The organism is Glycomyces harbinensis (genome assembly GCF_900101745.1).
Taxonomy (GTDB): domain Bacteria; phylum Actinomycetota; class Actinomycetes; order Mycobacteriales; family Micromonosporaceae; genus Glycomyces; species Glycomyces harbinensis.
Window position 1 is genome coordinate 156753 of sequence record NZ_FNAD01000001.1, and the last position, 24232, is coordinate 180984.

Sequence of the window (24232 nt, forward strand, 5' to 3'; positions counted from 1 at the left end):
GTTCCGTTCAGGCCGCTTCGAGGCCCGCCGCCCGGTAGCGTCCGACGGCGTCCTCGGCGGCCAGGTGCGCCACGAGCCCTCGCGCCGCATCGCGGTCCTCCGCCTCGGCGCCGACGGCCGCGGCGAAGACCGTATAGTGCTGCGCCCCTTCCGGAAGCGGCCCGACGAGCCGCGCCCGCGGCACGAACCGCAGCTCGCTCAGCTGCTGGACCGCCAGATCCGCCCGCCCGTCGAGCACGGCCTCGGCGGTGAAGCCCTTCTCGACGACCGTGGCCCGGGCGTTCACCGCCTCGTCGATCCCGAGCCGCTCCAGCAGCGACGCGAAGTACACGCCGCTCGCCCCGGTGCGCGAGTAGGCGACCGAGCGCGCGCCGAGCAGCGTCTCCTTGAGATCATCCACAGTGGATATGTTCGGAAGTGCCCCGGTATCCGGAGCCGCGGCGATCCCCACGCCCACCCGGGCGATTTCGGTGAGCGTCGACCCGTCCAGGAGGCCGTCCTCGGCCAGGCCGTCGAGCTGCGACCGCACGCCGATCATCACGTCGGGGAGGTCGCCTCCCGCAATGCGTCGCAGCAGCACGTTGGTGGGGTCGTACACCGTCTCGACCCCGTGCCCGGTCGCCCGGACGAAGCCGTCGGTCACGCCCTCGTCCAGCGCGAGCCGGACCGCCAGGGTGCTGAAGAGTCGAATCGTCATGCGGCTCCTTCCCGGATCATCCGGCCACCTGCGTGTACACGGCGACGGTGTACTCGCCGATGCCCTCGGTGCCGCCCTCGCGGCCGTAGCCGGAGGACTTGACGCCGCCGAACGGCGCCTGCGCCACCGCGAGCGCGGTGCCGTTGACGCCGATCATGCCGGCGTCCAGTCGCGCGGCCACCTGCCGCGCCTGCGCCTCCGGCCCGAAGACGTACGCGGCCAGTCCCTGCTCCACGGCGTTCGCGCGGCGCACCGCCTCGTCGAGCGACCGGTACGGCAGCACCGGCGCGATGGGGCCGAACGGCTCCTCGGTGAGGATCCGCGCGTCCTCGTGGACGTCGACCACCACGGTCGGCTCGTAGAACCATCCCGGCAGCGACGCGACGCGGCGCCCGCCGGTGAGCACGCGCGCGCCGGTCTCCCGCAGATCCTCCATGAGGGACTCGACCGCGGCGAGCCGGCGTTCGTTCGCCAGCGGCCCGACGTCGGTCCCGTCCCGGTCGCCCGGGCCCACCTTGAGCCGCCCTGCCGCCGCGGCGAAGTGGGCCGCGAACGAGTCCGCGTCCTCGTGCGGGACGAAGAACCTGGTGGGGGAGATGCACACCTGCCCCGCGTTGCGGAACTTCGCACCGGCCAAGGCGTTCGCGGCGGCTTCGACGTCCGCGCCCGGCAGCACGATCACCGGCGCGTGGCCGCCGAGTTCGAGGCTCAGCGGCTGCAGGTGCTCGGCGGAGAGCCGCACCAGTTCCCGGCCGACCGGGATCGATCCGGTCAGCGTGATCTTCCTGATCACGGGCGAGCCGATGACCTGCCGGGCGATCTGGGGCGCGTCGCCGGTGACGAGCGCGATCGCCGTCCCCGGCAGCCCCGCGTCCAGCAGCGCGTCGACCAGTGCGGCCGCGGCGCCGGGCGCCTCCTCCGCCGGTTTCACCAGGATGCTGCATCCGGCCGCGATCGCCGGGGCGATCTTGCGGGCCGGGAGCGAGGCGGGGAAGTTCCACGCCGAGAACGCGGCCACCGGCCCGACCGGGCGGCGCTCGACGGTGAACTCGCGGTCGCCCTCCGTCCAGGTCCGGCCGAGGTCGCGCACGGCCTCCTCGGCGTACCAGTCGAAGTAGCCCGCCGACTGCTCCACTTCGGACCTCGCCTCGGCCAGGGGCTTGCCCTGTTCGGCGGTGATGGTCCGGGCGATGTCCTCGGCGCGCGACCGCAGGATCGACGCCGCGGCGTCGAGCACGCCGGCGCGCTGCTCCGGCGCGAACTGCCGCCAGGCCGCGAAGCCCCGGTCGACGGCGGCGAGGGCCTCCTCCACATCGGACTCGCCCGCGCGCGCCACCGTGCCGATCACCTCGCCGGTGGCGGGGTCGCGGATCGGGTCCGCCGCGCCGTCCGCCGCCGGGCGCCACCGTCCGTCGATGAACAGCAGCGACTGCTTGTCCGCCTCGGTCATCGGGGCTCCAGGACGACGAGCGACACCGACGGCAGCGGCAGGCTCGTCTCGTATCGCAGGCTCCCCTCGGTCGCGTCGAGGAGACGCTGCCCGCCGACGGTCTCCAGGCCCTGCCGGGCGTGGATGCGCTCGAGCGCCTCGGCGTCCGGCTCCTGCGGCGACCCGAGCTCCCGCCAGACGGTGTGCGAATTGGAGTGCTCGGCGTCGATGCGGTACTCGGTCACGGCGTACGAGGACGCCGCGAGGCCGGTGAACCCGAGCGTCGCGGTCGCCGCGCCGTCCTCGGCGTACTGGTCGTCGCTGTGGCGCCAGACCAGGGCGGTCACGGTGCCGTCGGCGCCGATGGACGCGAGCGCGTCGATCTCCTCGGGCATCCCGTGCTCGCGCCCGGACAGGTCGTCGATCGGCCAGGCCGCGTCGGACTCGGCGCCGAGGCGCCGCTCGCCGAGCTTCGCGAAGAGCCGGTAGGCGTTCATGAACGGCTTCTCGATGCCGCCCTGGGTGATCCACGAGCGCGTGCCCTCGAAGTAGCGTTCGCCCTCGAAGTAGAACGACCAGGTGGTCGCCTGCTCGATGTTGCCGGAGTGACTCGCGCTGAGGTCGAGGAGCTTCTTCATGAGCTTCGCCTGGAACACCGGGTAGTACTCGTTGTTCTGAAACTGGAAGTTCGGGTTGTCGTAGGCGCTGTGGTGGGCGGGCACGCCCGCGTCGCACTCGTCCACGATCGCGGGGAGCGCCGCGTACTCGGGGAACTCGCCCATGACGGCGAGCAGCCGGTCGACCTCGAAGAGCATCTTCACCGAGGAGGGCGACTCCTTGACGGGCGCCGGGGCGCCGACGGGCCCGTAGGTGCGCCACGGCGTGAACGCCGATCCCTTGGTGTGGAACGAGACGTAGTCCAGCGGTGTCGCGGTCTTCGCGCAGTGGGCGAGGAAGCCGCGCAGGAACTCGACGCCCTTGTCGCCGCCGGTGACGGACGGGCCGCCGATCCGGGCCTCGGGGAGCACGCCGCGGATCGCCTCGACGGTGACGGTGTAGAGGTCGTAGTACTGCTGGGGGGTGCCGCGCCAGTAGAAGATGTCGGGCTCGTTCCACAGCTCCCACACCCAGGTCGCGACCTCGTCGGCCCCGTAGCGTTCGAGCACGTGCTCGGCGGTCGCGGCGCACAGCCCGGCCCACTTGCCGTAGTCCTTGGGCGGGAACGACCACAGGCCGTTCTCGTAGGCGCTGTACACGGTCGGGCTGGGGATCGTGGTGAACACGTCGTAGGCCGTCTCCGGCACGAGGTCCTTGGGCGTGAACCCGAGTTCGACGAGCACGTGGTGGCCGGCGCCGACGATCGCGTCGTAGGTCTCGTCCAGGAGCGTGAAGTCGTAGAACGGGTTGCCGTCGGCGTCCTCGTGGTAGACGTTCCCGTTGCCCCAGTGCGGCTGCCCCCAGCCGCTGCCGGAGCAGAACATGTAGTGGGGCCGCACGTGGAAGGACCGCGGCGAGAACTCGCCGATCTCCCTGAGCAGCCGCTTGCCGTCGGGGCGGTAGGTGTAGTTGATCTCGTCGTAGCCCATGCTCGCCCAGATGGGCGTCAGGTCCCCGAGCGGCGTCGAGGCGTCGATGCGCACCTCGGCGGCGCCCACGTGCGGCGCGTCCGGGTCGGACAGGGCCGCCCTCGGGTGCGCGTCGTTGTGTCCGGCGTGTTCGGTGGATCGCTTGCTGGTAGCCATGGTCAGCCTTTCAAACCGGTGTTGCTGATGCCAGCGACGATGAACCGCTGGGCGAAGAGGAAAACGAGGAGCGGGGGAGCGATGGCGAGGATGGTCGAGGCCATGACCACGCCGTACTCCGAGTCGCCGTACGCCGATCGGAAGGTGATCAGCGCGAGCGGGAGGGTCTGCATCGACGGCGTGCTCGTGGCGATGAGCGGCCACAGGAAGTCGTTCCACGCCGCGAGGAACACGAGGATGCCGAGGGTCGCCAGGCCGGGCCTGATGAGCGGCAGCACGATGTACCGGTAGTTCTGCCAGGCGTTCGCGCCGTCGATCTTGGCGGCCTCGGTGAGCTCCACGGGCAGGTTCGCGATGAACTGCCGCAACAGGACCACCCCGAACAGCGACACGACGTGCGGGATGATGAGCGCCCCGTACGTGTTCAGGAGCCCCAGCGCCGCGAACTGCTGGAACAGCGGCACCAGGATGACCTCGGTGGGGATGAGCATCGCCAGGACGATGACGCTCAGGACGACCGCGCTGCCGCGGAACGGGAGCTTCGCCAGCGCGTACGCCATCATCGAGCAGACCACGAGCGCGAGCAGCGTGGCGCACACGGCGACGACGGTGCTGTTGAAGAACGCGACGAAGACGTTGACGGCGCGCCCGTCCGGCTGGACGAGCTTCGACCAGTTGGCCGAGGTGAGCATCGACGGGATGAACCCGGCCCCTTCGGTCGCGCGCTCGGCGTTGAAGGAGCCGATGAGCGTCCACAGGAGCGGGAGCGTCCACCCGAGGGCGAAGACGGTCGCGATCGCGGTGGCGAGGCGCTTGGCGCGCCGGGCCTCGGGCCTGTGGGCCCGCTTTCGCCGCGGAGTGGTCTCCGTTGTGGCGGTAAGGGTCGCAGTGCTCATCGCGACTCCCTCCTTCGGGTCAGGGCGAGCTGGAGGACGGTGACGACGAGGATGATGAAGGCCAGGGTCCAGCCGATCGCGGACGCGTAGCCGGTCTGGAAGTCGCGGAAGCCCGACTCGTAGAGCATCTGGAGGACCACGCGGGTGGAGCCCGCGGGCCCGCCCTGGGTCACCAGGTACACCTGCTCGAAGACCTTGAACGAGTCGATGAGCCGCAGGAGCACCACGAGCATGAGCACCGGCGCGATGGCCGGGAGCGTGACGTATCGGAAGCGCTGCCAGACGTTCGCGCCGTCGATCTTCGCGGCCTCGTAGAGCTGGGCCGGGATGTCCTGGAGCGCGGCGAGCAGCACCAGGAGCGGGAAGCCGACGCGCCACCACAGGGTGATGAGCACGACGCCGCCCATGGCCTGGCCCGGCGTCGACAGCCACGCCTGCTCGGGCAGTCCGACCGCCGACAGGACCTGGTTCAGGTTGCCGCCCAGCGGGTTGAGCGCGGTCTGCCAGATGATGGCGACGGCCGCGCCCGTGAGCAGGTAGGGCGAGATGAACGCCGCGCGGATCGCTCCGCGCCCGCCCAGCGGCTGGTTGAGCAGCATCGCGAGCAGCAGGCCGACCGCGACGAGGATGGGCACGTTGAGGACCACGAACAGCGCCGTGTTCCCCAGGGCCGCACGGAAGTCGGGGTCGGTGGCGAGGTGGGCGTAGTTGTCGAGGCCGACGAATCCGCCGGTGCCCTCGGCCATGTTGGTGTCGGTGAGGCTGGTCCAGAAGCCCGAGACGATCGGGACGCCCCACAGGAACAGCATGAGCAGCAGGAACGGTGCGGCGAAGAGGAAGCCCACGCGGGTGAGCCGCTTGCGGCGCCTCGGCCGGTCGGTCCGCGCCTCGCGTTCGATCACGTCGGTGCTCATCGGCCCGCCCCCTCGATCGCGGCGGTCGCCTGCTCGGCGGCGTCGGTCATGAGCGCCACGGGGTCCTCGTTGCGGTACACGATGGACTGCGTCGCGTTGATGAGGTACGTGAAGGCCTGGTTCCAGCGCGGGGCGTAGGGGACGAACCGCGCGCGGGGCTGCTCCTGGACGAACGTGGTCATCGCGGCGATCACGGGATCGTCGCTCGCGGCCACCTCGGCGTCGACGCCGTTGAACGACGGCGCCTGCGAGCCCGCCCAGGTGACGCTGCCTTCGCGGACGACCCATTCGATGAACTTGGCCGCCTCGGCGTGCACCCAATCGTCATTGCTGCGCTGCTTGGGGATGCAGTAGATGTGCGAGGTGGCCGCGACGGCCGGGGCCGCGTCGAAGAACGTCGGGACGGGGGCGACCCCGAAGTCCTTGCCGCCCTCTTCGTTGGCCTTCACCATGTCGGCGAGGCCCCAGGGGCCGATGAAGATCATGCCGACCTGCTCGTCCTGGAACTGCTGTCCCATCTGGACGCCGTCGAGCAGCTGGCTGGGGGAGATGCCGTCCTCGTGGACCCAGCGCCGCTCCATGTCGATCGCCTCGATGGCGGCGTCGGAGCCGAACAGGGCCCGGTCGCCGTCGACGAGTTCGCCGCCGTTCTGCCAGTTCATGGTCAGCCACGGCATCCATGTGGCGGGTTCGCGGATGAACCCCCACACGTCGATGTCCCGCAGGGCCTTGCCGGCCTCGACGAAGCTCGCGGCGTCCTGGGGCGGCGCGTCCGGATCGAGCCCGGCGGCCTCGAAGAGCCGCCGGTTGTAGACCATGGCCTGCGGCCCGGTGCTCATGGTGACGCCCAGGCGCCTGCCCTCGACGACGGCCAGGTCCTGGGTGCCTTCGCCGAAGTCGGACTCGGCGAAGCTCATGGAAGCGAGGTCGATCTCGTGGAGGAACCGCCGCAGGGGCGGGACCTCGTTGTTGTGCAGGGCCATGATCGCCGGCGGGTTCCCGGCGATGGTCGAGGTGACGAGCTTGGTGAGGTAGTCGCCGCCGTAGGCCGGCGCCGACATGCGGACCTGCGCTCCCGTCGACTGCTCGTTGTAGCGGTCGACGATCTGCTGCATCACGACGCCGTCGGGCCCCGTGTAGAAGGTGACGAACTCGAGCACGTTGCCGCCGGCCGCGGTGGTGTCGTCGAACGGGGAGCCGCACCCGGTGAGGAGTGCGCCCGCCGAGAGGGCCGTTCCGGCTTCGAGGAGTCGTCTTCGAGTGATCTGGACCATTCAGCGCGCCTCCTTGCGCGACCCGACCGGAGTCGGGGCGGTGGTCATGGGGGGTTCGGGTCGGCGTTCTCACGCCGACGCTGCGACGCTATCCCAGTGATTGCACATTGTCAACAATAAATAATCTGCAATTGCCTGCTATCCTCAGTTGCGACGACATTCCCAGGAGGCCTCGTGGACACCACCCCGTTCGCCGTCGGCGCGAACCTCCCCGCCCTGGCCGCGCTCGTCGCCGACCGCGTGCGGGACCTGATCGTGCACGGCGGCCTCGCCCCCGGCGAACGCGTCAAGGAGGCCGAACTCGCCGCCGCGATGCAGGTCAGCCGCGGACCCGTCCGCGAGGCGATCGCGCTCCTGGCCGCCGAGGGCCTCATCGAGACGCAGCGCTACCGCGGCGCCCGCGTCATCGAGATGTCCGCGCGCGACATCGACGAGGTCTACTCGCTGCGCCTCGCGATCGAGCGCCTCGCCATGGCGCGGGCCGCCGAGCGGATGACCGCCGAGATCCGCGGCGCCATGGACGACGTGCTCGCCCGCATGAAGGACCTCCCGCCCGGGGCCGCCGTCGCCGACGTGGTGGCGCTGGACCTGGAGTTCCACGACCTCGTCTACGAGGCCGCCGACCACCGGCGCCTCGACCGCACCTGGGCCCCCATCCGCAGCCAGGTCTCGGTGTTCCTCAACGCGCGCACCGACAAGGACTACTTCCGGCGCACCAGCTGGGAGAAGCACCGGGCGCTGCGCGACGTCCTCGTCGCCGGCGGCCCCGAAGCGGCCGTGGCCGCCGTCGAGCGCCACATCGGCTGGGCGCTGCACCGCCTCGCCCCCTCCCACGTCAACGAGACCGGCGCCGAACCCGAGGCCCGGACCCCAGAGAGGACCACCTGAACCATGACGACCAACTGGGCGGGAAACGTGGACTTCTCCGCGACCCGCATCGCGCGCCCCGCCTCCGTCGCCGAACTCCAGGAGACCGTGGCCGCGAACGACCGCGTCCGCGCCTTCGGCACGACGCACTCCTTCAACGACATCGCCGACACCACCGGCGTCATGGTCACCGTCGCCGACCTCCCCTCCGAAGTGGACGTCCACCCGGACCGCCGCACCGCGACCGTCCCCGCCGGCGTGCCCTTCGCCCGCGTCGCCGCCGCCCTCCAGGCCCAGGGCCTCGCGCTGTCGAACCTGGGCTCGCTGCCGCACATCTCGGTCGCGGGCGCGGTCGCGACCGGCACCCACGGCTCCGGCGACCGCAACCCGATCCTCTCGGCCCAGGTCTCGGCCGTCGAATACGTCCGCGCCGACGGCGAACTCGCGACGGTCCGCCGCGGCGAGGACGCGTTCAACGGCTCCGTCGTCGCACTGGGGGCCCTCGGCATCGCCACCCGCCTCGAACTCGACGTCCGCGAGACCTTCGACCTGCGCCAGGACCTCTTCCTCGACGCCGACTGGGAACCCGTGCTCGCCGACTTCGACGCGATCACCTCCGGCACCTACAGCACCAGCCTGTTCATCCAGGGCTGGGCGTCTGCCGCGATCGACCAGGTCCTCTGGAAGTCCACCGTGGACTCAGGCGAGCCCGCGCTGCCCGCCGGCGTGCGCGCCCGGCGGTCCCTCGCCCGCGCCGTCTCGCCCGTCGCCGCCGCCTCCGACGACACCGTGACCCTCCAGGCCGGCGTCCCCGGGCCGTGGCTCGAACGCCTGCCGCACTTCCGCCACGACGCCGCACCCAGCAACGCCGGAGACGAACTCCAGAGCGAGTACTTCATCGACCGGTCGCTCGCGCCCCGCGTGCTCGAAGCCCTGCGCCGCGAGGCCGACCGGATCGACCCGGCCCTCCTCGTCTCCGAGATCAGGACCATGGCCGCGGACGACCTGTGGCTCAGCGGCGCCTACCGCCGCGACACGGTCGGCGTCCACTTCACGTGGAAGCCCGACACGACCGCCGTCGAGGGCGCGCTGGCCGCCGTCGAGCGGGTGCTCGCCGACGCCGACGCCCGACCCCACTGGGGCAAGCTCGTCGGCCCCGCGTTCGCAGACCGCCTGCCCCGCTTCCCGCGCGGGCGCGCGTTCCGCGAACTCGCCGAGTACGCCGACCCGAAGGGCAAGTTCCGCAACGCCTTCCTCGACCGCGTCCTCGGTGCCTGATATGCCTGCGGCCGCGCCGAATACACTGGATTCCCGGACCTGATCCGAGACGATGCGAAAGAGGTGAGCGTGGCGACGTCAGACTTCCTGAGCGGGCCGGCGATGCCGCCGGCCATGTCCACGCTGGTCGCCGACCGGCTGCGGGAGATGATCACCCGGGGCGTCCTCGCCCCGGGGGAGCGGCTCAAGGAGACCGAGCTCGCCGACTCGATGCAGGTGAGCCGCGGCCCGGTGCGCGAGGCCATCTCGATCCTCGAGCGCGACGGGCTGATCGAACTCCAGCGCCACCGCGGCGCGCGCGTCATCACCCTCACCTACGACGACATCGAAGAGGTCTACTCGCTGCGCCTGGCCATCGAGCGCCTCGCCATGGAGCGGTGCGCCGCGCGCATCACCGACGAGACGCTCGCCGCGATGGACGACGTCATCGCCCGCATGAAGGCCCTGACGGGCCCGAACGAGAACGGCGACCACGTCGCGCTCGACCACGTCTCCCTCGACCTCGAATTCCACGACCTCGTCTACGAGGCCGCCGACCATGCGCGGCTGCGGCGCACCTGGGCGCTGCTGCGCAGCCAGGTCTCGATGTTCCTCAACGCCCGCACCGACCGCGAGGACTTCCGGTCCTCGGCCTGGAGCGAGCACGCCGAACTGCGCGACGTCCTCGCCAAGGGCGACCCCGCCGCCGCGGCCGCCGCGATCGAGAAGCACATCGGATGGACCCTCCGCAGGATCCGCCAGATGCGCGGCACCGACGCCGCCCGCGTGCCGGGCCCCCTCTCGGGCCCCGGCCCCGAAGGCAAGACCGGCCTCTGAGCCACCCGCACGGGCCAAAGCCGTGACCCTGTCACACCCGTGGGGCACCATGGACGGCATGGACCGTCGCGCATCCGCCGACGCGGACGACGCCGCACCGCACCCGGCCCTCGCCCGCTTCTCCCCGGCCGCCGCCTCCTGGTTCGCCGCCGCCTTCGGCGCCCCCACCACCGCCCAGCAGGGCGCCTGGCAGGCCATCGGCGAGGACCGGAACGTCCTCGTCGTGGCCCCGACCGGCTCGGGCAAGACCCTCGCCGCGTTCATGTCCGCCCTCGACGCCCTCGCCTCGACCCCGCCGCCCGACGACCCCAAGCTCCGCTGCCGCGTCCTCTACCTCTCGCCCCTCAAGGCCCTCGGCGTCGACGTGCAGCGCAACCTCCGCGCCCCGCTCAAGGGCATCCGCGCCGAAGCCCGGCGCCTGGGCGACCCCGAACCCGACATCACCGTCGCGGTCCGCTCCGGCGACACGCCCCAATCCGAGCGCCGCTCCATCGCCCTCCGGCCGCCCGACATCCTCATCACCACGCCCGAATCGCTGTTCCTCATGCTCACCTCCCGTGCCCGCGACGCCCTCGCCGGCATCGAGACCGTCATCCTCGACGAGGTCCACGCCGTCGCGGGCACCAAGCGCGGCGCGCACCTCGCGCTCTCCCTGGAACGGCTCGACGAGCTGCTGCCGCGGCCCGCCCGCCGCATCGGCCTGTCCGCCACCGTCAGACCCGTGGACGAGGTCGCCCGGTTCCTCTCCCCGCAGCGCGACACCGCGATCGTCCAACCGCCCTCGGAGAAGCGCTGGGACCTGTCGGTCGTCGTCCCCGTCGAGGACATGGGCGCCCTCGGCGAAGCCCCCGCCGTCGCCTCCCCGTCCGCCACCGACGCCCGCGCCGCCACCTCCATCTGGCCGCACGTCGAAGAGCGCATCGTCGACCTCATCGAACGGCACCGGTCGACCATCGTCTTCACCAACGCCCGCCGCGTCGCCGAACGCCTCTCCAACCGGCTCAACGAGATCGAATACGAACGCCGCACCGGCGCCAGGCTCGCCGAAGACCACGGCCCCGCCGCCGCCATGGGCGGCAGTTCGGCCGCCCCCGGCCCGCCCCCGATCCTCGCCCGCACCCACCACGGCTCGATCTCCAAAGAGCAGCGCGCCGAAGTCGAAGGCGACCTCAAGGCCGGGCGCCTGCCCGCCGTCGTCGCCACCTCCAGCCTCGAACTGGGCATCGACATGGGCGCGGTCGACCTCGTCGTCCAGGTCGAGGCCCCGCCCTCGGTCGCCTCCGGGCTCCAGCGCGTCGGCCGCGCCGGCCACCAGGTCGGGGCCGTCTCCCGCGGCGTGTTCTTCCCGAAGGTCCGCGGCGACCTCATCCAGTCGGCCGTCGTCGCCGAGCGGATGCGCACCGGGCGGATCGAATCGCTCACCGTCCCCGCCAACCCCCTCGACGTCCTCGCCCAGCAGATCGTCGCCATGACCGCGATGGACGACTGGAACGCGGACGACCTCCTCGCCCTCGTCCGCCGCGCCGCCCCCTTCGCGACGCTCCCGGACTCCGCGTACCGGGCCACCCTGGACATGCTCGCCGGACGCTACCCCTCCGACGCCTTCGCCGAACTGCGGCCGCGACTGGTCTGGGACCGCACCGCCGGCACCCTCAGCGCCCGCCCCGGAGCCCAGCGCCTCGCCGTCACCTCCGGCGGCACCATCCCCGACCGCGGCCTGTTCGGCGTGTTCCTGGCCGGCACCGACCCCAAGCGCGGCGGCGGCCGCGTCGGCGAACTCGACGAGGAGATGGTCTACGAGTCCCGCGTCGGCGACGTGTTCACCCTCGGCACCTCCTCCTGGCGCATCGAGGAGATCTCCCGCGACCGCGTCACCGTCACCCCCGCCCCCGGCACCCCCGGCCGCCTCCCGTTCTGGAAGGGCGACGGCCTCGGCCGGCCCCTCGAACTCGGCCGCGCGATCGGCGCGTTCGTCCGCGAACTCGGCGCCCTCGACGACGACGCCGCCCACACCCGCCTCGCCGCCGCGGGCCTCGACGCCAACGCCGCCGCCAACGCCATCGCCTACCTCAAGGAGCAGCGCGAGGCCACCGGGCAGGTCCCCGACGACCGCACCATCGTCATCGAGCGCTTCCCCGACGAACTCGGCGACTGGCGCATCGTCGTCCACTCCCCGTTCGGCTCCCAGGTCAACGCCCCCTGGGCCCTCGCCCTCGGCACGCGCCTGCGCGAACGCTACGGCGTCGACCCGCAGCTGATGCACCACGACGACGGCATCGTCGTCCGCCTCCCTGACAGCGCCGCACCGGACACCGGCGCCTTCGAATCCGTCGAGGACACGCAACCGGGCTTCGGCCGGGTCCCGCTCCACGCCGACGACCTCGCCTTCGACAAGGGCGAGATCGCCGACCGCGTCACCGAGGCGGTCACCGGCTCCTCCCTGTTCGCCTCGCGCTTCCGCGAAGCGGCCTCCCGCGCCCTGCTCCTGCCGCACCGCCAGCCCGGCAAGCGCCAGCCCCTGTGGCAGCAGCGCCTGCGCTCCTCCCAGCTCCTGGAGGTCGCCGGCCGGTTCCCCTCGTTCCCGATCATCCTCGAAGCCGTCCGCGAAGTGCTCCAGGACGTCTACGACGTCCCCGGCCTCACCGAACTCATGGGCGACATCGACTCCCGCGAGGTCCGACTCGTCGAGGTCACCACCACCGAGGCCTCGCCCTTCGCCCGCACCCTCCTGTTCGGCTACGTCGCCCAGTTCATGTACGCGGGCGACTCCCCGGTCGCCGAGCGCCGCGCCGCCGCCCTCTCCCTCGACTCCCGCCTCCTCGCCGACCTCCTCGGCGACGTCGACCTGCGCGAACTGCTCGACCCCGACGCGCTGGCCGAGGTCGAACGCGAACTCCAGTGGCTCACCGAGGACCGCGCGGCCCGCGACGCCGAGAGCGTCGCCGACCTCCTGCGCGTCCTCGGCCCGCTCACCGACGCCGAACTCGCCGAACGCGGCGCCGCACCCGGATGGGCCGCAGCGCTGTCGAAGGCCGGACGCGCCGTCCGCGTCCCGATCGCCGGACGCGACCGCTGGGCCGCGATCGAGGACGCCGGGCGACTGCGGGACGCCCTCGGCACGCCGCTGCCCGCCGGCGTGCCGGACGCCTTCACCGAACCGGTCCCCGATCCCCTCGGCGACCTCCTCGCCCGCCACGCCCGCACCCGCGGGCCCTTCACCACCGCCGACGCCGCCGCCCGCTTCGGCCTCGGCACCGCCGTCGCCGAAGCCGCCCTGCGCCGCCTCGCCGCCGACGGGCGCCTCGTCGAAGGCGAGTTCCGGCCCGGCGGCGAGCATCTCGAATGGTGCGACGCCCAGGTCCTGCGCCGCCTGCGCCGGCGCTCACTCGCCTTGCTCCGCAAGGAACTCGAACCCGTCCCGGCGGCCTCGCTCGCCGAGTTCCTGCCCCACTGGCAGCACCTCGGCACCTGGACGCCGACAGGCGACCGCGCCGAACCCGGCGGCGAGTCCGCACCCGCCGCAGCGGCCCGTAGTGCCGCGCGCGGCGAACTGCGCGGCCTCGACGGCCTCGCCCGCGCGATCGAACAGCTCCAAGGCGCCGCCGTCCCCGCCTCCGCCCTGGAGAAGCTGATCCTCCCGTCCCGCGTCGCCGACTACACCCCGGCGATGCTCGACGAGCTCACCGCCTCCGGCGAAGTCCTCTGGTCCGGGGCGGGCGCGCTCGCGGGCAAGGACGGCTGGATCGCCCTCCACCCCGCCGAGACCGCCCCGCTCCTGCTGCCCGAGCCCGGCCCGCTCGAACTCACCGACGAGCACCGCGCCCTCCTCGACGCCCTCGCCGGCGGCTACGGCCTGTTCTTCCGCCAACTCGCCGAACGCGTCCGCGCCGCCGTCTTCACCGAAGTGACCGACGGCCCGCTCGCCGACCTGCTGTGGGACCTGGCCTGGTCCGGCCGCGTCACCAACGACACCCTCGCGCCGCTGCGGGCCCGCCTCGGTTCCGGCCGCACCGCCGGTGCGACCGCCCACCGCGCCAGGCGCGCCGCCCCCCGCGCCCGCTTCAGCCCTCCCGGCTGGCGCGACCTGCGCACCGAGGACGGCGGATTCACCGGCGCGCCCACCGTGGCCGGACGCTGGTCCCTCCTGCCCCGGCCCGAACCCGACCCCACCGTCCGCGCCCACGCCCTCGCGCACGCCCTGCTCGACCGGCACGGCGTCGTCACCCGCGGCGCGGTCGCCGCCGAAGGCGTCGAAGGGGGCTTCGCCAAGGTCTACCGGGTCCTGTCGGCCTTCGAGGAGACCGGCAAGGCCCGCCGCGGCTACGTCGTCGAAGGCCTCGGCGCGGCCCAGTTCGCCGTGGACGGCGCCGTCGACCGCCTGCGCGCCACGGCGACCCGTCGCGAATCGGCCGCCGCCGAACCGTCCGTCGCGGTCCTGGCCGCCGCCGACCCCGCCAACGCCTACGGCGCCGCACTGCCCTGGCCCGAACCCCCGGGCGGCTCCGGCCACGGCCCCGGCCGCAAGGCCGGCGCCCTCGTCGTCCTCGTGAACGGCGACCTCGCCCTCTACCTCGAACGCGGCGGCAAGACCCTCCTCGCCTGGCCCGCCGACCCGGCCGCGGCGTGGACCGGCGACCGCCGCCTGTCCGCCGCCACCGCGGCCCTCGCCGACGCGACCCGCGCGGGCGCCGCCGGGACCCTCCACATCGAACGCGTCAACGAGCACGCCGCGCAGTCCTCACCGCTCGCTCCGCTCCTGGAACGGTCCGGCTTCCGCGTCACCCCCCAGGGCTTCCGCCTCCGACCCTGAAGGCCCCGAGCCGAAACGCGAGGCCCGGCCGCATGTCGGTGCCGAGGTGTACCGTGACCGGCGACCGGAAGAGGAGCGCGCATGGACGGCGAGACGCTGTTGAAGGTGGCGGCCGAGGCCGCCGAAGAGCAGTCCGGGGCGGTGCTCGAACACCCCTTCGGCCCGGACACCGACGTCTACAAGGTGGGCGGGAAGATCTTCCTGCTCCTGGCCGACGTCAAGGGCGTTGCGATGGCGACCTTGAAGGCCGACCCCACCGAGGCGATCGCGCTGCGCGAGCAGTACGCCCAGATCACCCCTGGGTACCACGTGAACAAGCGCCTCTGGATCTCGGTCACCGCGGGCGGGGAGATCACCCGCGAACTGGTCGCGGACCTGGTACGCGACGCCCACGGCATCGTGCGCGACGCACTGCCCAAGCGACTCCGCCTCAAGTTCGACGGCTCCCTCTGAGCGGCCCCGGCCGGTCGTTACCCGGGCGCTTCGCCCGCACTCGTCACGGCCTTGAGCTCGGCGACCGCCGCGCGCATGAGCTCGCGCAGGTCCCGCTGCTCGGACTCGGCCACCCACTGGCCGAAGGCGATCTTGAAGACCGCGACCCCCGCCTCGGCGGCGAGGCTCGCGGCCGGTTCGCCGACCCCGCGGCGGCGCAGCCCCTCGGACAGCGTCGCGGTCAGGAAGGCGAACTTCACGAGCTCGCGCTCATGGAGCTCGGGATTGGCGGCGATGACCGCCTGGCGCCGGCGCGCGAACTCCCAGCGGTCCTTGAAGAAGAGGCCGACGCCGTCGAGGACGGCCGCGACCGTGTCCATCGGGGCGGCCGGGGCCGGAACGCCCTCCAGGGCCTCGACGAGGAAGGTGCCCAGCGGGTTCGTGTCCGGGAACAGGACGTCGCGCTTGTCGGCGAAGTGCCGGTAGAACGTCCGCTCGGTGAGTCCGGCGCGACCGGCGATCTCCGCCACGGTGGTCTGCTCGAAGCCGTGCTCGGTGAACAGGGCCAACGCCGCCGTCTCCAGGCGTCCCCGCGCGTTCGGCTCCCATCGGCTCATGGCCCGATCCTACCTTGATGACAGCCACTGACATCACGTGCTAGGTTTGATGTCAGACACTGACATCAGGTCGGGCTCCCAGCACCGGCCACCGAACCAGGAGGACTCACATGCGCGTCTTCATCACCGGCGCTTCCGGCTTCATCGGCTCCGCCGTCGTCTCCGAACTCCTCGGCGCGGGCCACCGCGTCGTGGGCCTCGCCCGCTCCGACGCCTCCGCCGCGGCGCTCACCGCCGCCGGAGCCGACGTGCGGCGCGGCACCGTCGACGACCTCGACGTCCTGCGCGACGAGGCCGCCGCCTCGGACGCCGTGGTCCACCTCGCCTTCAAGCACGACATCGCCTTCTCGGGCCGGTTCGACGACGCCGTGGCCGACGACCGCCGCGCCGTCGAGGCCATCGGCGAGGCGCTGGCCGGAACCGACAAGTTCTTCGCCATCGCCTCCGGCACGCCCATGTCCGGCGGCGGCGACCCCGTCGGCGAGCAGGACGGCCACGACGTCGGCCCGGAGGTCTCCGGACCGGCCGGCCGCTTCGCCACCGCCGAGTACGTGCTCGGCCTCGCCGCGCGCGGCGTCCGCTCGCAGGTCCTGCGCTACCCGATCGTGCACGGCGAGGGCGACGCCGGCTTCCTGACCACGCTGTTCCAGGCCGCCCGCGAACGCGGCGTCTCCGCCTACGTCGGCGACGGCGCCAACCGCTGGTGCTCGGTCCACCGCGCCGACGCCGCGACCCTCGTCCGCCTCGCGCTCGACAAGGCCCCGGCCGGCTCGACGCTCCACGTCGTCGCCGACGAAGGCGTCCCGCTCCGCGACATCGCCGCCGTCGCCGGCCGCCACCTCGGCGTCCCGGTCGCCTCGATCACGGCCGAGGAGGCGCCCGGGCACTTCGGCTGGCTCGCCGACTTCGCCGGCGCCGACCGGGCCGCCTCCAGCGTCCGGACCCGCGAACTCCTCGGCTGGGAGCCGGTCCACCCGGGCCTGATCGAGGACCTGGAGCAGGGCCACTACTTCAAGTCCGCCTGACCCGCACGCGCGCCCGTACTCGCGAAGCACCGGAGCACAACCCGCAATCGTTGCATAATGGACGGGTCCCGGGGCTGAAGCGGAGAGGTGTCGACATGCGCGCATTGACGATCGTGCCCGGTGAGCAGGGCTCGCTGAAACTGGAGGAGGTCGACGAGCCGACCCCCGGCGACGGCGAACTCCTGGTGGACGCCATGGCGCTCGGCGTCTGCGGCACCGACCGGGAACTGTCGGACGGCGAGTACGGCTGGGCCCCGCCCGGCGCCGACCGGCTCATCATCGGGCACGAATCGCTCGGCCGGGTCCGCGAAGCCCCCGAGGGCGGCGGATTCGCGCCGGGCGACCTCGTCGTCGGCGTCGTCCGCCGCCCCGACCCCGAACCGTGCTGCGCCTGCGCGCGCGGCCTGTTCGACAACTGCCGCAACGGCGAGTACACCGAACGCGGCATCAAGGAGATCCACGGCTACGGCAGCGAAGTGTGGACCGTGGAGGCCGACTACGCGGTCAAGCTCGACCCCTCGCTCGCCGACGTCGGCGTGCTCCTCGAACCGATGAGCGTGCTCGTCAAGGCGTGGGAGCAGATCGACAAGGTCGGCTCCCGCTCCTGGTTCGACCCGAAGTCGGTGCTCGTCACCGGCGCGGGACCCATCGGCCTCCTGGCCGCGCTCATCGGGGCGCAGCGCGGGCTCGACGTGCACGTGCTCGACCGCGCCGCGGACGGCCACAAGCCCAAGCTCGTCGAGGCGCTCGGGGCGACCTACCACCACGAGGGCTTCCCGGCGGTGATGAAGCAGGTCGTGCCCGACGTCGTCATCGAGGCCACCGGCTCCGAAGCGCTCGTCTTCGACGCGATGGCCGCGACCGGCGCCTTCGGCGTCACCTGCCTCACCGGCGTCTCGCCCGCGGGGCGGCGCATGAACGTCGACGCCGGGAGCCTCAACCGGGACATCGTCCTGGAGAACGACGTGGTCGTCGGCTCGGTCAACGCCAACCTCGACCACTGCCGGAAGGCCGCCGAAGTCCTCGCCGACTCCGACCGGGAATGGCTGCGGGGCCTCATCACCCGCCGGGTCTCCCTGGACGACTTCACCGACGCCTTCCACGCCGGCTCCGCAGAGGTCAAGGTCGTCATCGACATCGGCTAGTACGCAAGAAGCACTTGGCCTGTCGGACCGTCCTCGATTCCCATACGATCGTCCGATGAGCACCGCACTGATCATCGGCATGGGCGACATGGGCGAGCGGATCGCCGCCGGGCTCGCCGCGAGCGGGGCCGTCCGGCGCCTGGTGGTCGCGAGCCGGTCGGCCGCGAACGTCAGGGCCGTCGCCGGCATCGTCGCCAGCGCCACGGACTGCCTGGTCGAACCGACGCAGCTCGACGCCACCCGCGTCGAGGACGTCGCCGCACTCCTGGAGCGCGTCAAGCCCGACCTGGTCGTTCAGTGCGGTTCGCTGCGCAGCCCCTGGGCCCTGGACGGCAGGAAGGACCCGGCGGCCGAGGCCGTCGAGGCCGCGGGGCTCGGCATCCGGCTGCCCTACCAGCTCCCGATCATCGTCAACGTGATGCGGGCGGCCCGCGAGACCGGCTTCGCGGGACCGGTGGCGAACCTGTCCCATCCGGACGTGACCGGCCCGGTCCTCGAGCGCATGGGGCTCGCGCCGATGCTCGGCCTGGGCAACGCGGGCATGATGCTGCGCCGCGCCAGGGCCGCCCTGCGCCGGGAGTCGCCCGACACCGAACCGCCCCTGGTCCGCGTCGTCGGCCACCACTCGCAGCTGGACGCCGTGATGACCTCCGACCCGCCCGCCGACCCGGCCGAGCGCTGCCGCGTCTACCTGGGGGAGGAGGGCCGGCGCGACGACGGCGCCGCCTACCGCGCGCCCGCGATCGAACCGGGGATGCAGAACAACTTCGTCACGGCCGCGGCCACCGTCCCCGTCCTGGAGGCGCTGCTGCCGGAAGGGCCGGACCTGCGCTGGTCCGTCCCGGCGCCCGGCGGCCTGCCGGGCGGGTACCCGGTGCGGATCTCCGGCGGGTCGATCGCGCTCGACCTGCCGCCGGGCGAGTCCCTGGAGGACGCGATCGCGTTCAACGAGCGGATGGCCCGCGCCGACGGGATCGAGCGCATCGACCCGGACGGCACCGTCCACTTCACCGAGGCCGCCCGCGAGGCCGTCGCGGGCGTCGCCCCGGACCTGGCCGAACCGCTCGCGGTGGGGGACATCGAGGGCCGCGCCGACCTTCTCGACGAGGTCCTGGCCTGACCGGCCGCCCGGACAGCGCGAGGAAAGGGCTTTCTCGGCGGCGTTAGAATGAGGGCCTCACCTATCAGGAGGACTCATGGAGTACACCCAGTTGGGCCGCGCCGGCGTCAAGGTCTCGCGCATCGTCCTCGGCACCATGAACTTCGGACCCGAGACCGAGGAGGGCGACGCGCACGAGATCATGGACCGCGCGCTCGAACTCGGCGTCAACTTCTTCGACACCGCCGACGTCTACGGCCGCACCCGCAAGGGCTGGACCGAGGAGATCATCGGGCGCTGGTTCGCCTCCCGCCCCGAGGCCCGCGACCAGGTCGTCCTTGCCACCAAGGTCTACGGGAACGTCGCGGACGGCCCCAACGACCGCGGCCTGTCGGCGTACCACATCAGGGCCCAGATCGAGGCGTCGCTGCGGCGCCTCCAGACCGACCGGATCGACCTCTACCAGTTCCACCACATCGACCGCACGGTCCCGTGGGAGGAGATCTGGCAGGCGATCGACGTCCTCGTGGCGCAGGGCAAAGTGGTCTACTCGGGCTCGTCGAACTTCCCCGGCTGGGGCATCGCCCGGGCCAACGAGCGCGCCGAGCGGCGCGGGAGCTTCGGCCTGGTGTCGGAGCAGTCGATCTACAGCCTCCTCAACCGCAACATCGAACTCGAGGTGATCCCGGCGGCGCAGCAGTACGGCCTCGGCGTCATCCCGTGGTCGCCGCTGGCGGGCGGGCTCCTCGGCGGCGTCCTCGGCGAGCAGGCCGCGACCGGCCGCCGCTCGGGCGAGCACTTCGCCGCGCGCGTCGAGGAGCACCGGCCGCAGCTGGAGCAGTACGAGGCCTTCGCCGCGAAGAAGGGCGTCGCCCCGGCGGTCCTCGGCCTGGCGTGGGTGCTCCACCAGCCCGGCGTCACGGGCCCGATCATCGGCCCGCGCACCATGTCCCAGCTCGAGGACGCCGTGGCCGCGCTCGACGTCGAACTCGACGAGGCCGACCTGAAGACCCTCGACGAGATCTTCCCCGGCCCCGGGGGAGCGGCGCCCGAGGCGTACTCCTGGTAGGACTTCGACGGGACCGCGGACCGGGGGACCGGTCCGCGGTCGCTTCGCTTGTCAGATCGCGTCGCCGTCGACGACCGGTGCCGCGGGCGGCAGCGGCGTGGCCGCGCCGGGCTCGAAGGCGTCGAGGACGAGCACGAGGTAGCGCCGCCACCCCTCGTGCCCCTCGGGCACGACCCACAGGAAGTTCGTGAGCATCCCCAGGACGCGGGCGACGTCGTCGCCGGTCACGTCGGACCGCATCGTGCCGTCCTGTTTGGCCTGCTCGGTGAGGGCCGCGAGCGGTTCGAGCACGGGCGCGACGACCTCCGCGGCCAGCGCTGCGGGGTTGGCGGCGGCCGCGAGGGTGTTCCGCTCCCGGTCGATGATCGCGAGCGCGGCCTCCATGACGACCATGATGGCCGCGCGCGGCGGGAAGTCGGGCGTCCGGTAGAGGATCGGCGGCAGGCGCTCGGTGACCGCCTGCTTCATCGCCGTGCGCACCAGCGCCTCCTTGTGCGGGAAGTGGCGGAACAGGGTCCGGATGCCGACGCCCGCCCGTTCGGCGATCAGTTCCAGGGGCGCGTCGGGCCCCGTCTCGGCGAAGACGGCGCGGGCGGCGTCCAGGAGCCGCTGGACGTTCCGCGCGGCGTCGGCGCGCAGCGCGCGTTCTTCGTGGGGCACCTGCGCATTCTAGCCAGCGCCGCGAGGCCTTCGGACCGGTCGAATCCGTCGCGAGGGACGGTCCGAGGATAATTGACATTCAACTGACACATTGAGTATCGTCGATTCATATGCGGCTCTGCGATCCCTGCCGCGTCCCTCCGCAATCCGTCCGGCAAGGAGTGCAAAGTGAACCTGCCATCCCTTCGAAGAACCCGCATACGGCTGCTCGCCGTCGCGGCCGCGGTGCTCGCGCTGCTGGCGACCGGGCTGCTGGGCGCCGTCAGCGCCCAAGCGGCCCAAGGCTGCGAGGTCGAGTACAACGTCCAGAGCCAGTGGCCGGGCGGGTTCACCGCCGACGTCAAGATCGTCAACCTCGGAGAACCGGTCGACGGCTGGGACGTGGAGTGGGTCTGGCCCGAGGGCCAGAGCGTGACCCACGGGTGGAACGCCCACTTCACCACCACCGCCGAGCAGGTCAACGCGACGAGCCTGAGCTACAACGCCGAGGTGGCGACCGGCGGCTCGATCTCGTTCGGGTTCAACGGGTTCTGGGCGGGCGTCAACCGCGACCCGTTCGCGTTCCGGCTCAACGGCCGCGTCTGCGACGGCACCGTCGGCGAACCGACCACCGCCCCCACGACCGACCCGCCCGCCGGCTCGGTGACGGCGATGGAGCAGGTCGCGGCGATGGAGCCGGGCTGGAACGTCGGCAACACGCTCGACGCGCTCGGCGGCGAGACCGCCTGGGGCAACCCGATGATCACCGAGGAACTGCTCGCCACGGTGAAGGGCCAGGGCTTCAACTCGATCCGCCTCCCCGTCACGTGGGACGAGTTCGTCGGCGAGGGCCCTGACTACGCGATCGACCCGGCCCGCATGGAGCGCGTCGCCCAGGTCGTCGACTGGGCCCTCGCACAGGACCTCCAGGTCCTGCTCAACCTCCACCACGACTCGTGGATGTGGCTCAGCGAACTGCCGAACGACCATGACGCGGTCCTGGCGAAGTACGAGGCGATCTGGACCCAGATCGCGGACCGCTTCAAGGACCACCCCGCCGAGCTGGCCCTGGAGAGCATCAACGAACCGCAGCTCGCCGGCGTCGAGGACGCGGAGGGCGACGTGCTCGTGGACGAGTTGAACCGCTCCTTCCACGACGTCGTGCGCGGCTCGGGCGGCGGCAATGAGGACCGGCTCCTGGTGCTGCCCACACTGCACACCAGTTCCGAGCAGGTGCGCCTGGACGCGCTCAAGGCCACCTTCGACGACCTCGACGACCCGATGATCGCCGCGACGGTCCACTTCTACGGCTTCTGGCCCTTCAGCGTCAACATCGCCGGGGTCACCACCTTCAACGCCGAGGTGGAGGCCGACATGGTGAACACGTTCCAGCGCGTCAACGACACCTTCGTGGACGCGGGCGTCCCGGTCATCGTCGGGGAGTGGGCCGTCCTCAGCTACGACCACACCCGGCCCGGCATCCACCAGTACGGCGAGCTGACGAAGTTCTTCGAGGCGGCCGAGTTCCACGCCCGCGACAAGGGCGTCACCACGATGCTGTGGGACGCGGGCCAGTTCCTCAACCGGAACACGCTGCAATGGCGCGACGAGCACCTCTACGACTACTTCGCGTCGGGCTGGACGACCCGTTCGGGCACGGCCTCGTTCGACTCGGTGTACCTGCCGAAGTCCGGCGCGATCACGTCGGAGTCCTTGACGCTCAACCGCAACGGCCTCGACTTCGAAGGACTCTGGCAGGGCGGCGCCGAACTGGCCGAAGGTGCGGACTACACGGTCTCGGGCGACACGCTCACGCTGACCGCCGCGGCCCTCACCCGCCTCGCGGGCGACCGCGCGTACGGGGTGAACGCCCGGATCGAGGCGCGCTTCTCGGCGGGCGTGCCGTGGCGCGTCAACGTCATCACCGCGGACGCGCCGGTCCTGTCCGACGCGACCGGGCCCACCGCCTCCTTCGCGATCCCGACGCAGTTCCGCGGCGACACCCTGGCCACCATGGAGGCCAAGTACGCCGACGGTTCGAACGCCGGGCCCGCGAACTGGACGTCCTACCAGGAGTTCTGGTCGAACTTCCGGCCCGACTACGACGCGGGCACGCTGATCCTCACGCCCGAGTTCCTGGCCGCCGTCACCGACGGGCAGCCGGTGACCCTGACCTTCCACTTCCACAGCGGGGCCCGGGTCGCCTACACGATCACCGAATCCGGAGACACCGTCACCGGCGACGCCGGCTGACCCGGACGACACGGGCCCCGGCGCGGTGTTCGCGCCGGGGCCCGTGTGTCCCTGCCGGCTAAAGCACTCCGGCCCCCGCTCCCGCCGGGACCGTCGACGGCAGCGTCGCCGGGTCGTCGAGGGTGTAGTCGTAGTAGTCGCCCGGCTCCTCGACCGAGCCGGCGGTCTCGCATTCGCCGGATTCGGTGAACCGGTTGCCGCGCTCGACGAGCCGGCCCGGACCGCTCTCGGCGTAGCCGCTCGCCGAGAAGCACGGGAAGGGCACGTTCGCGAAGTAGTTGCCCTCCACCAAGACCCCGCCGTCCATCGTGGAGGCCACGGCGTAGGACTCGTTGCCGCGGAAGTAGTTGCTGTACACGTGCACCGGCTCGCCGAACCGCACGCGCGGGTGGCGCTGGTTCGAGCCGTCGAAGTAGTTGTGGTGGATGCTCACCTTGAGGTGGCCGGCGTCCGTGGAGGCGCTGTCGGAGTGGCCCAGGAGCATGCTCTTGTCGGTCCCGTCGAAGTGGTTCCAGGACACGGTCACATAGTCGGCCTGGCGCACGATGTCGATCGAGCCGTCGGTCGGGTTCACGAAGGTGTTGTGGTCGATCCAGATGTGGTGGGACTCCTGCCCGACGTTGACCGCGTCGTCCTCGGCGTTGGCGAAGGTGAGGTTCTGCACGATCACGTTGTAGGACCGGTAGAAGTCGAACCCGCCGCCGTCGATCACCGCGTCGTCGCCGAGCCCGATGATGGTCTTGTTCGGGCGCACGCCCTGCTTGCTGGTGATGTCGATCGTGCCCGAGACCTGGATGACCACGGCGCCGACGGTGTCGATGGCCTCCAGCAGCTCGTCGGTGGTGTCCACGGTGACCGTGGGGCCGCCGACGCCGCCGGTGGTCCCGTTCTGGCCGAGCGCGTTCACCGAGGCGAACCCGTCGGCGGTGCCCGTCTGCGCGGCCTCGAACGAGGCGTCACCGATGGCGTTCCGGGTGCCATCGGTCGCCTCGTCCGCCTGCGCCGGTCCCAGTGCGCCCCACGTCCCCAGGGCGCAGGCCGCGGCGGCCAGTCCGGCGACCACGGCCTTGCGTGCGTCTCCGCGTCTTCGCATGCCGATTCCTCTCTCAAGATATTGGTAGATATCGATATAATATCGGCGCGCCGCAGACAATGCAACCGGTTGCACGCGGCCGCTTCCGCCGCCTTCGCCCCGCTTCCGCCGTAGCCGCCGCCACTGGACCGGGCCGC

The 24232-nt window shown here is 72.1% G+C and carries 19 protein-coding genes; 10 read left to right on the forward strand and 9 right to left on the reverse strand.

The features are described 5' to 3' along the window. Positions 1 to 7: 7 nt before the first annotated feature. Genes BLQ63_RS00695 through BLQ63_RS00720 form a run of 6 tightly spaced genes read right to left on the reverse strand, consistent with a single transcriptional unit; the run spans position 8 to position 6952 of the window. The gene (locus tag BLQ63_RS00695) at positions 8 to 697 is read right to left on the reverse strand and encodes a molybdate ABC transporter substrate-binding protein (RefSeq protein WP_091027234.1); all 690 of its coding nucleotides are present in this window, start codon (positions 695 to 697) and stop codon (positions 8 to 10) included. 16 nt (positions 698 to 713) lie between these two features. Further along, the gene (locus tag BLQ63_RS00700) at positions 714 to 2147 is read right to left on the reverse strand and encodes an aldehyde dehydrogenase family protein (protein WP_091027235.1); all 1434 of its coding nucleotides are present in this window, start codon (positions 2145 to 2147) and stop codon (positions 714 to 716) included. After that, positions 2144 to 3868, reverse strand: a complete 1725-nt coding sequence (locus BLQ63_RS00705; protein ID WP_091027236.1) for a GH39 family glycosyl hydrolase — start codon at positions 3866 to 3868, stop codon at positions 2144 to 2146. The genes BLQ63_RS00700 and BLQ63_RS00705 overlap by 4 nt, the downstream gene beginning before the upstream one ends. A gap of 2 nt (positions 3869 to 3870) precedes the next feature. Next, the gene (locus BLQ63_RS00710) at positions 3871 to 4764 is read right to left on the reverse strand and encodes a carbohydrate ABC transporter permease (RefSeq protein ID WP_091027237.1); all 894 of its coding nucleotides are present in this window, start codon (positions 4762 to 4764) and stop codon (positions 3871 to 3873) included. After that, complete coding sequence (locus BLQ63_RS00715) at positions 4761 to 5678, reverse strand: carbohydrate ABC transporter permease (RefSeq protein ID WP_143014717.1); 918 nt, start codon at positions 5676 to 5678, stop codon at positions 4761 to 4763. The genes BLQ63_RS00710 and BLQ63_RS00715 overlap by 4 nt, the downstream gene beginning before the upstream one ends. Next, positions 5675 to 6952, reverse strand: a complete 1278-nt coding sequence (locus BLQ63_RS00720; RefSeq protein WP_091027239.1) for an extracellular solute-binding protein — start codon at positions 6950 to 6952, stop codon at positions 5675 to 5677. Before BLQ63_RS00720 ends, BLQ63_RS00715 begins: the two co-directional genes overlap by 4 nt. A 174-nt stretch (positions 6953 to 7126) precedes the next feature. On the opposite strand from BLQ63_RS00720, the gene BLQ63_RS00725 reads away from it, so the two are divergent. The 5 genes from BLQ63_RS00725 to BLQ63_RS00745 all read left to right on the forward strand — a co-directional run bounded on the left by BLQ63_RS00725 (position 7127) and on the right by BLQ63_RS00745 (position 15176). After that, complete coding sequence (locus tag BLQ63_RS00725) at positions 7127 to 7840, forward strand: GntR family transcriptional regulator (RefSeq protein WP_091027240.1); 714 nt, start codon at positions 7127 to 7129, stop codon at positions 7838 to 7840. Positions 7841 to 7843: 3 nt separating this feature from the next. Further along, positions 7844 to 9097, forward strand: coding sequence for an FAD-binding protein (locus BLQ63_RS00730; RefSeq protein WP_091027241.1), 1254 nt, complete (start codon positions 7844 to 7846; stop codon positions 9095 to 9097). Positions 9098 to 9166: 69 nt separating this feature from the next. After that, entirely contained in the window at positions 9167 to 9913 is a 747-nt protein-coding gene (locus BLQ63_RS00735; protein WP_218124965.1) for a GntR family transcriptional regulator, read from the forward strand. A gap of 58 nt (positions 9914 to 9971) precedes the next feature. Beyond that, on the forward strand, positions 9972 to 14723 hold the full coding sequence (locus BLQ63_RS00740; RefSeq protein ID WP_177154728.1) for an ATP-dependent helicase: 4752 nt from the start codon (positions 9972 to 9974) through the stop codon (positions 14721 to 14723). Between the two features lie 81 nt (positions 14724 to 14804). Next, positions 14805 to 15176, forward strand: a complete 372-nt coding sequence (locus BLQ63_RS00745) for an MmcQ/YjbR family DNA-binding protein (protein WP_091027242.1) — start codon at positions 14805 to 14807, stop codon at positions 15174 to 15176. Between the two features lie 17 nt (positions 15177 to 15193). On the opposite strand, the gene BLQ63_RS00750 is transcribed toward BLQ63_RS00745, so the two are convergent. Continuing rightward, a complete protein-coding gene (locus tag BLQ63_RS00750) occupies positions 15194 to 15772 on the reverse strand; it encodes a TetR/AcrR family transcriptional regulator (RefSeq protein WP_091027243.1) in 579 nt (192 codons plus the stop codon). Between the two features lie 110 nt (positions 15773 to 15882). On the opposite strand from BLQ63_RS00750, the gene BLQ63_RS00755 reads away from it, so the two are divergent. The 4 genes from BLQ63_RS00755 to BLQ63_RS00770 all read left to right on the forward strand — a co-directional run bounded on the left by BLQ63_RS00755 (position 15883) and on the right by BLQ63_RS00770 (position 20110). Continuing rightward, positions 15883 to 16797, forward strand: a complete 915-nt coding sequence (locus tag BLQ63_RS00755) for an SDR family oxidoreductase (protein ID WP_091027244.1) — start codon at positions 15883 to 15885, stop codon at positions 16795 to 16797. Between the two features lie 95 nt (positions 16798 to 16892). Further along, complete coding sequence (locus BLQ63_RS00760; RefSeq protein ID WP_091027245.1) at positions 16893 to 17942, forward strand: glucose 1-dehydrogenase; 1050 nt, start codon at positions 16893 to 16895, stop codon at positions 17940 to 17942. Between the two features lie 55 nt (positions 17943 to 17997). Next, on the forward strand, positions 17998 to 19062 hold the full coding sequence (locus BLQ63_RS00765; protein ID WP_091027246.1) for a saccharopine dehydrogenase NADP-binding domain-containing protein: 1065 nt from the start codon (positions 17998 to 18000) through the stop codon (positions 19060 to 19062). Between the two features lie 76 nt (positions 19063 to 19138). After that, positions 19139 to 20110: an aldo/keto reductase gene (locus BLQ63_RS00770; RefSeq protein WP_091027247.1), complete on the forward strand. Its 972-nt coding sequence runs from the start codon at positions 19139 to 19141 to the stop codon at positions 20108 to 20110. A 51-nt stretch (positions 20111 to 20161) separates the two neighbouring features. On the opposite strand, the gene BLQ63_RS00775 is transcribed toward BLQ63_RS00770, so the two are convergent. After that, positions 20162 to 20770: a TetR/AcrR family transcriptional regulator gene (locus BLQ63_RS00775; RefSeq protein ID WP_218124966.1), complete on the reverse strand. Its 609-nt coding sequence runs from the start codon at positions 20768 to 20770 to the stop codon at positions 20162 to 20164. A gap of 168 nt (positions 20771 to 20938) precedes the next feature. Between BLQ63_RS00775 and BLQ63_RS00780 the strand changes: the two genes are divergently transcribed. After that, positions 20939 to 23002 (forward strand): cellulase family glycosylhydrolase, encoded by a 2064-nt coding sequence (locus BLQ63_RS00780; protein ID WP_218124967.1) that lies wholly within the window; start codon positions 20939 to 20941, stop codon positions 23000 to 23002. Between the two features lie 58 nt (positions 23003 to 23060). On the opposite strand, the gene BLQ63_RS00785 is transcribed toward BLQ63_RS00780, so the two are convergent. Continuing rightward, the gene (locus BLQ63_RS00785) at positions 23061 to 24095 is read right to left on the reverse strand and encodes a pectate lyase family protein (RefSeq protein WP_091027248.1); all 1035 of its coding nucleotides are present in this window, start codon (positions 24093 to 24095) and stop codon (positions 23061 to 23063) included. Between the last annotated feature and the right edge of the window lie 137 nt (positions 24096 to 24232).

What these genes read in the sequence shown, in the direction of transcription:
- BLQ63_RS00715 (WP_143014717.1), bottom strand. Translation starts at nt 5,678, where the DNA reads ATGAGCACCGACGTGATCGAACGCGAGGCGCGGACCGACCGGCCGAGG.
- BLQ63_RS00700 (WP_091027235.1), bottom strand. Translation starts at nt 2,147, where the DNA reads ATGACCGAGGCGGACAAGCAGTCGCTGCTGTTCATCGACGGACGGTGG.
- BLQ63_RS00760 (WP_091027245.1), top strand. Translation starts at nt 16,893, where the DNA reads ATGCGCGCATTGACGATCGTGCCCGGTGAGCAGGGCTCGCTGAAACTG.
- BLQ63_RS00785 (WP_091027248.1), bottom strand. Translation starts at nt 24,095, where the DNA reads ATGCGAAGACGCGGAGACGCACGCAAGGCCGTGGTCGCCGGACTGGCC.
- BLQ63_RS00705 (WP_091027236.1), bottom strand. Translation starts at nt 3,868, where the DNA reads ATGGCTACCAGCAAGCGATCCACCGAACACGCCGGACACAACGACGCG.
- BLQ63_RS00740 (WP_177154728.1), top strand. Translation starts at nt 9,972, where the DNA reads ATGGACCGTCGCGCATCCGCCGACGCGGACGACGCCGCACCGCACCCG.
- BLQ63_RS00730 (WP_091027241.1), top strand. Translation starts at nt 7,844, where the DNA reads ATGACGACCAACTGGGCGGGAAACGTGGACTTCTCCGCGACCCGCATC.
- BLQ63_RS00755 (WP_091027244.1), top strand. Translation starts at nt 15,883, where the DNA reads ATGCGCGTCTTCATCACCGGCGCTTCCGGCTTCATCGGCTCCGCCGTC.
- BLQ63_RS00750 (WP_091027243.1), bottom strand. Translation starts at nt 15,772, where the DNA reads ATGAGCCGATGGGAGCCGAACGCGCGGGGACGCCTGGAGACGGCGGCG.
- BLQ63_RS00720 (WP_091027239.1), bottom strand. Translation starts at nt 6,952, where the DNA reads ATGGTCCAGATCACTCGAAGACGACTCCTCGAAGCCGGAACGGCCCTC.
- BLQ63_RS00770 (WP_091027247.1), top strand. Translation starts at nt 19,139, where the DNA reads ATGGAGTACACCCAGTTGGGCCGCGCCGGCGTCAAGGTCTCGCGCATC.
- BLQ63_RS00695 (WP_091027234.1), bottom strand. Translation starts at nt 697, where the DNA reads ATGACGATTCGACTCTTCAGCACCCTGGCGGTCCGGCTCGCGCTGGAC.
- BLQ63_RS00710 (WP_091027237.1), bottom strand. Translation starts at nt 4,764, where the DNA reads ATGAGCACTGCGACCCTTACCGCCACAACGGAGACCACTCCGCGGCGA.
- BLQ63_RS00765 (WP_091027246.1), top strand. Translation starts at nt 17,998, where the DNA reads ATGAGCACCGCACTGATCATCGGCATGGGCGACATGGGCGAGCGGATC.
- BLQ63_RS00745 (WP_091027242.1), top strand. Translation starts at nt 14,805, where the DNA reads ATGGACGGCGAGACGCTGTTGAAGGTGGCGGCCGAGGCCGCCGAAGAG.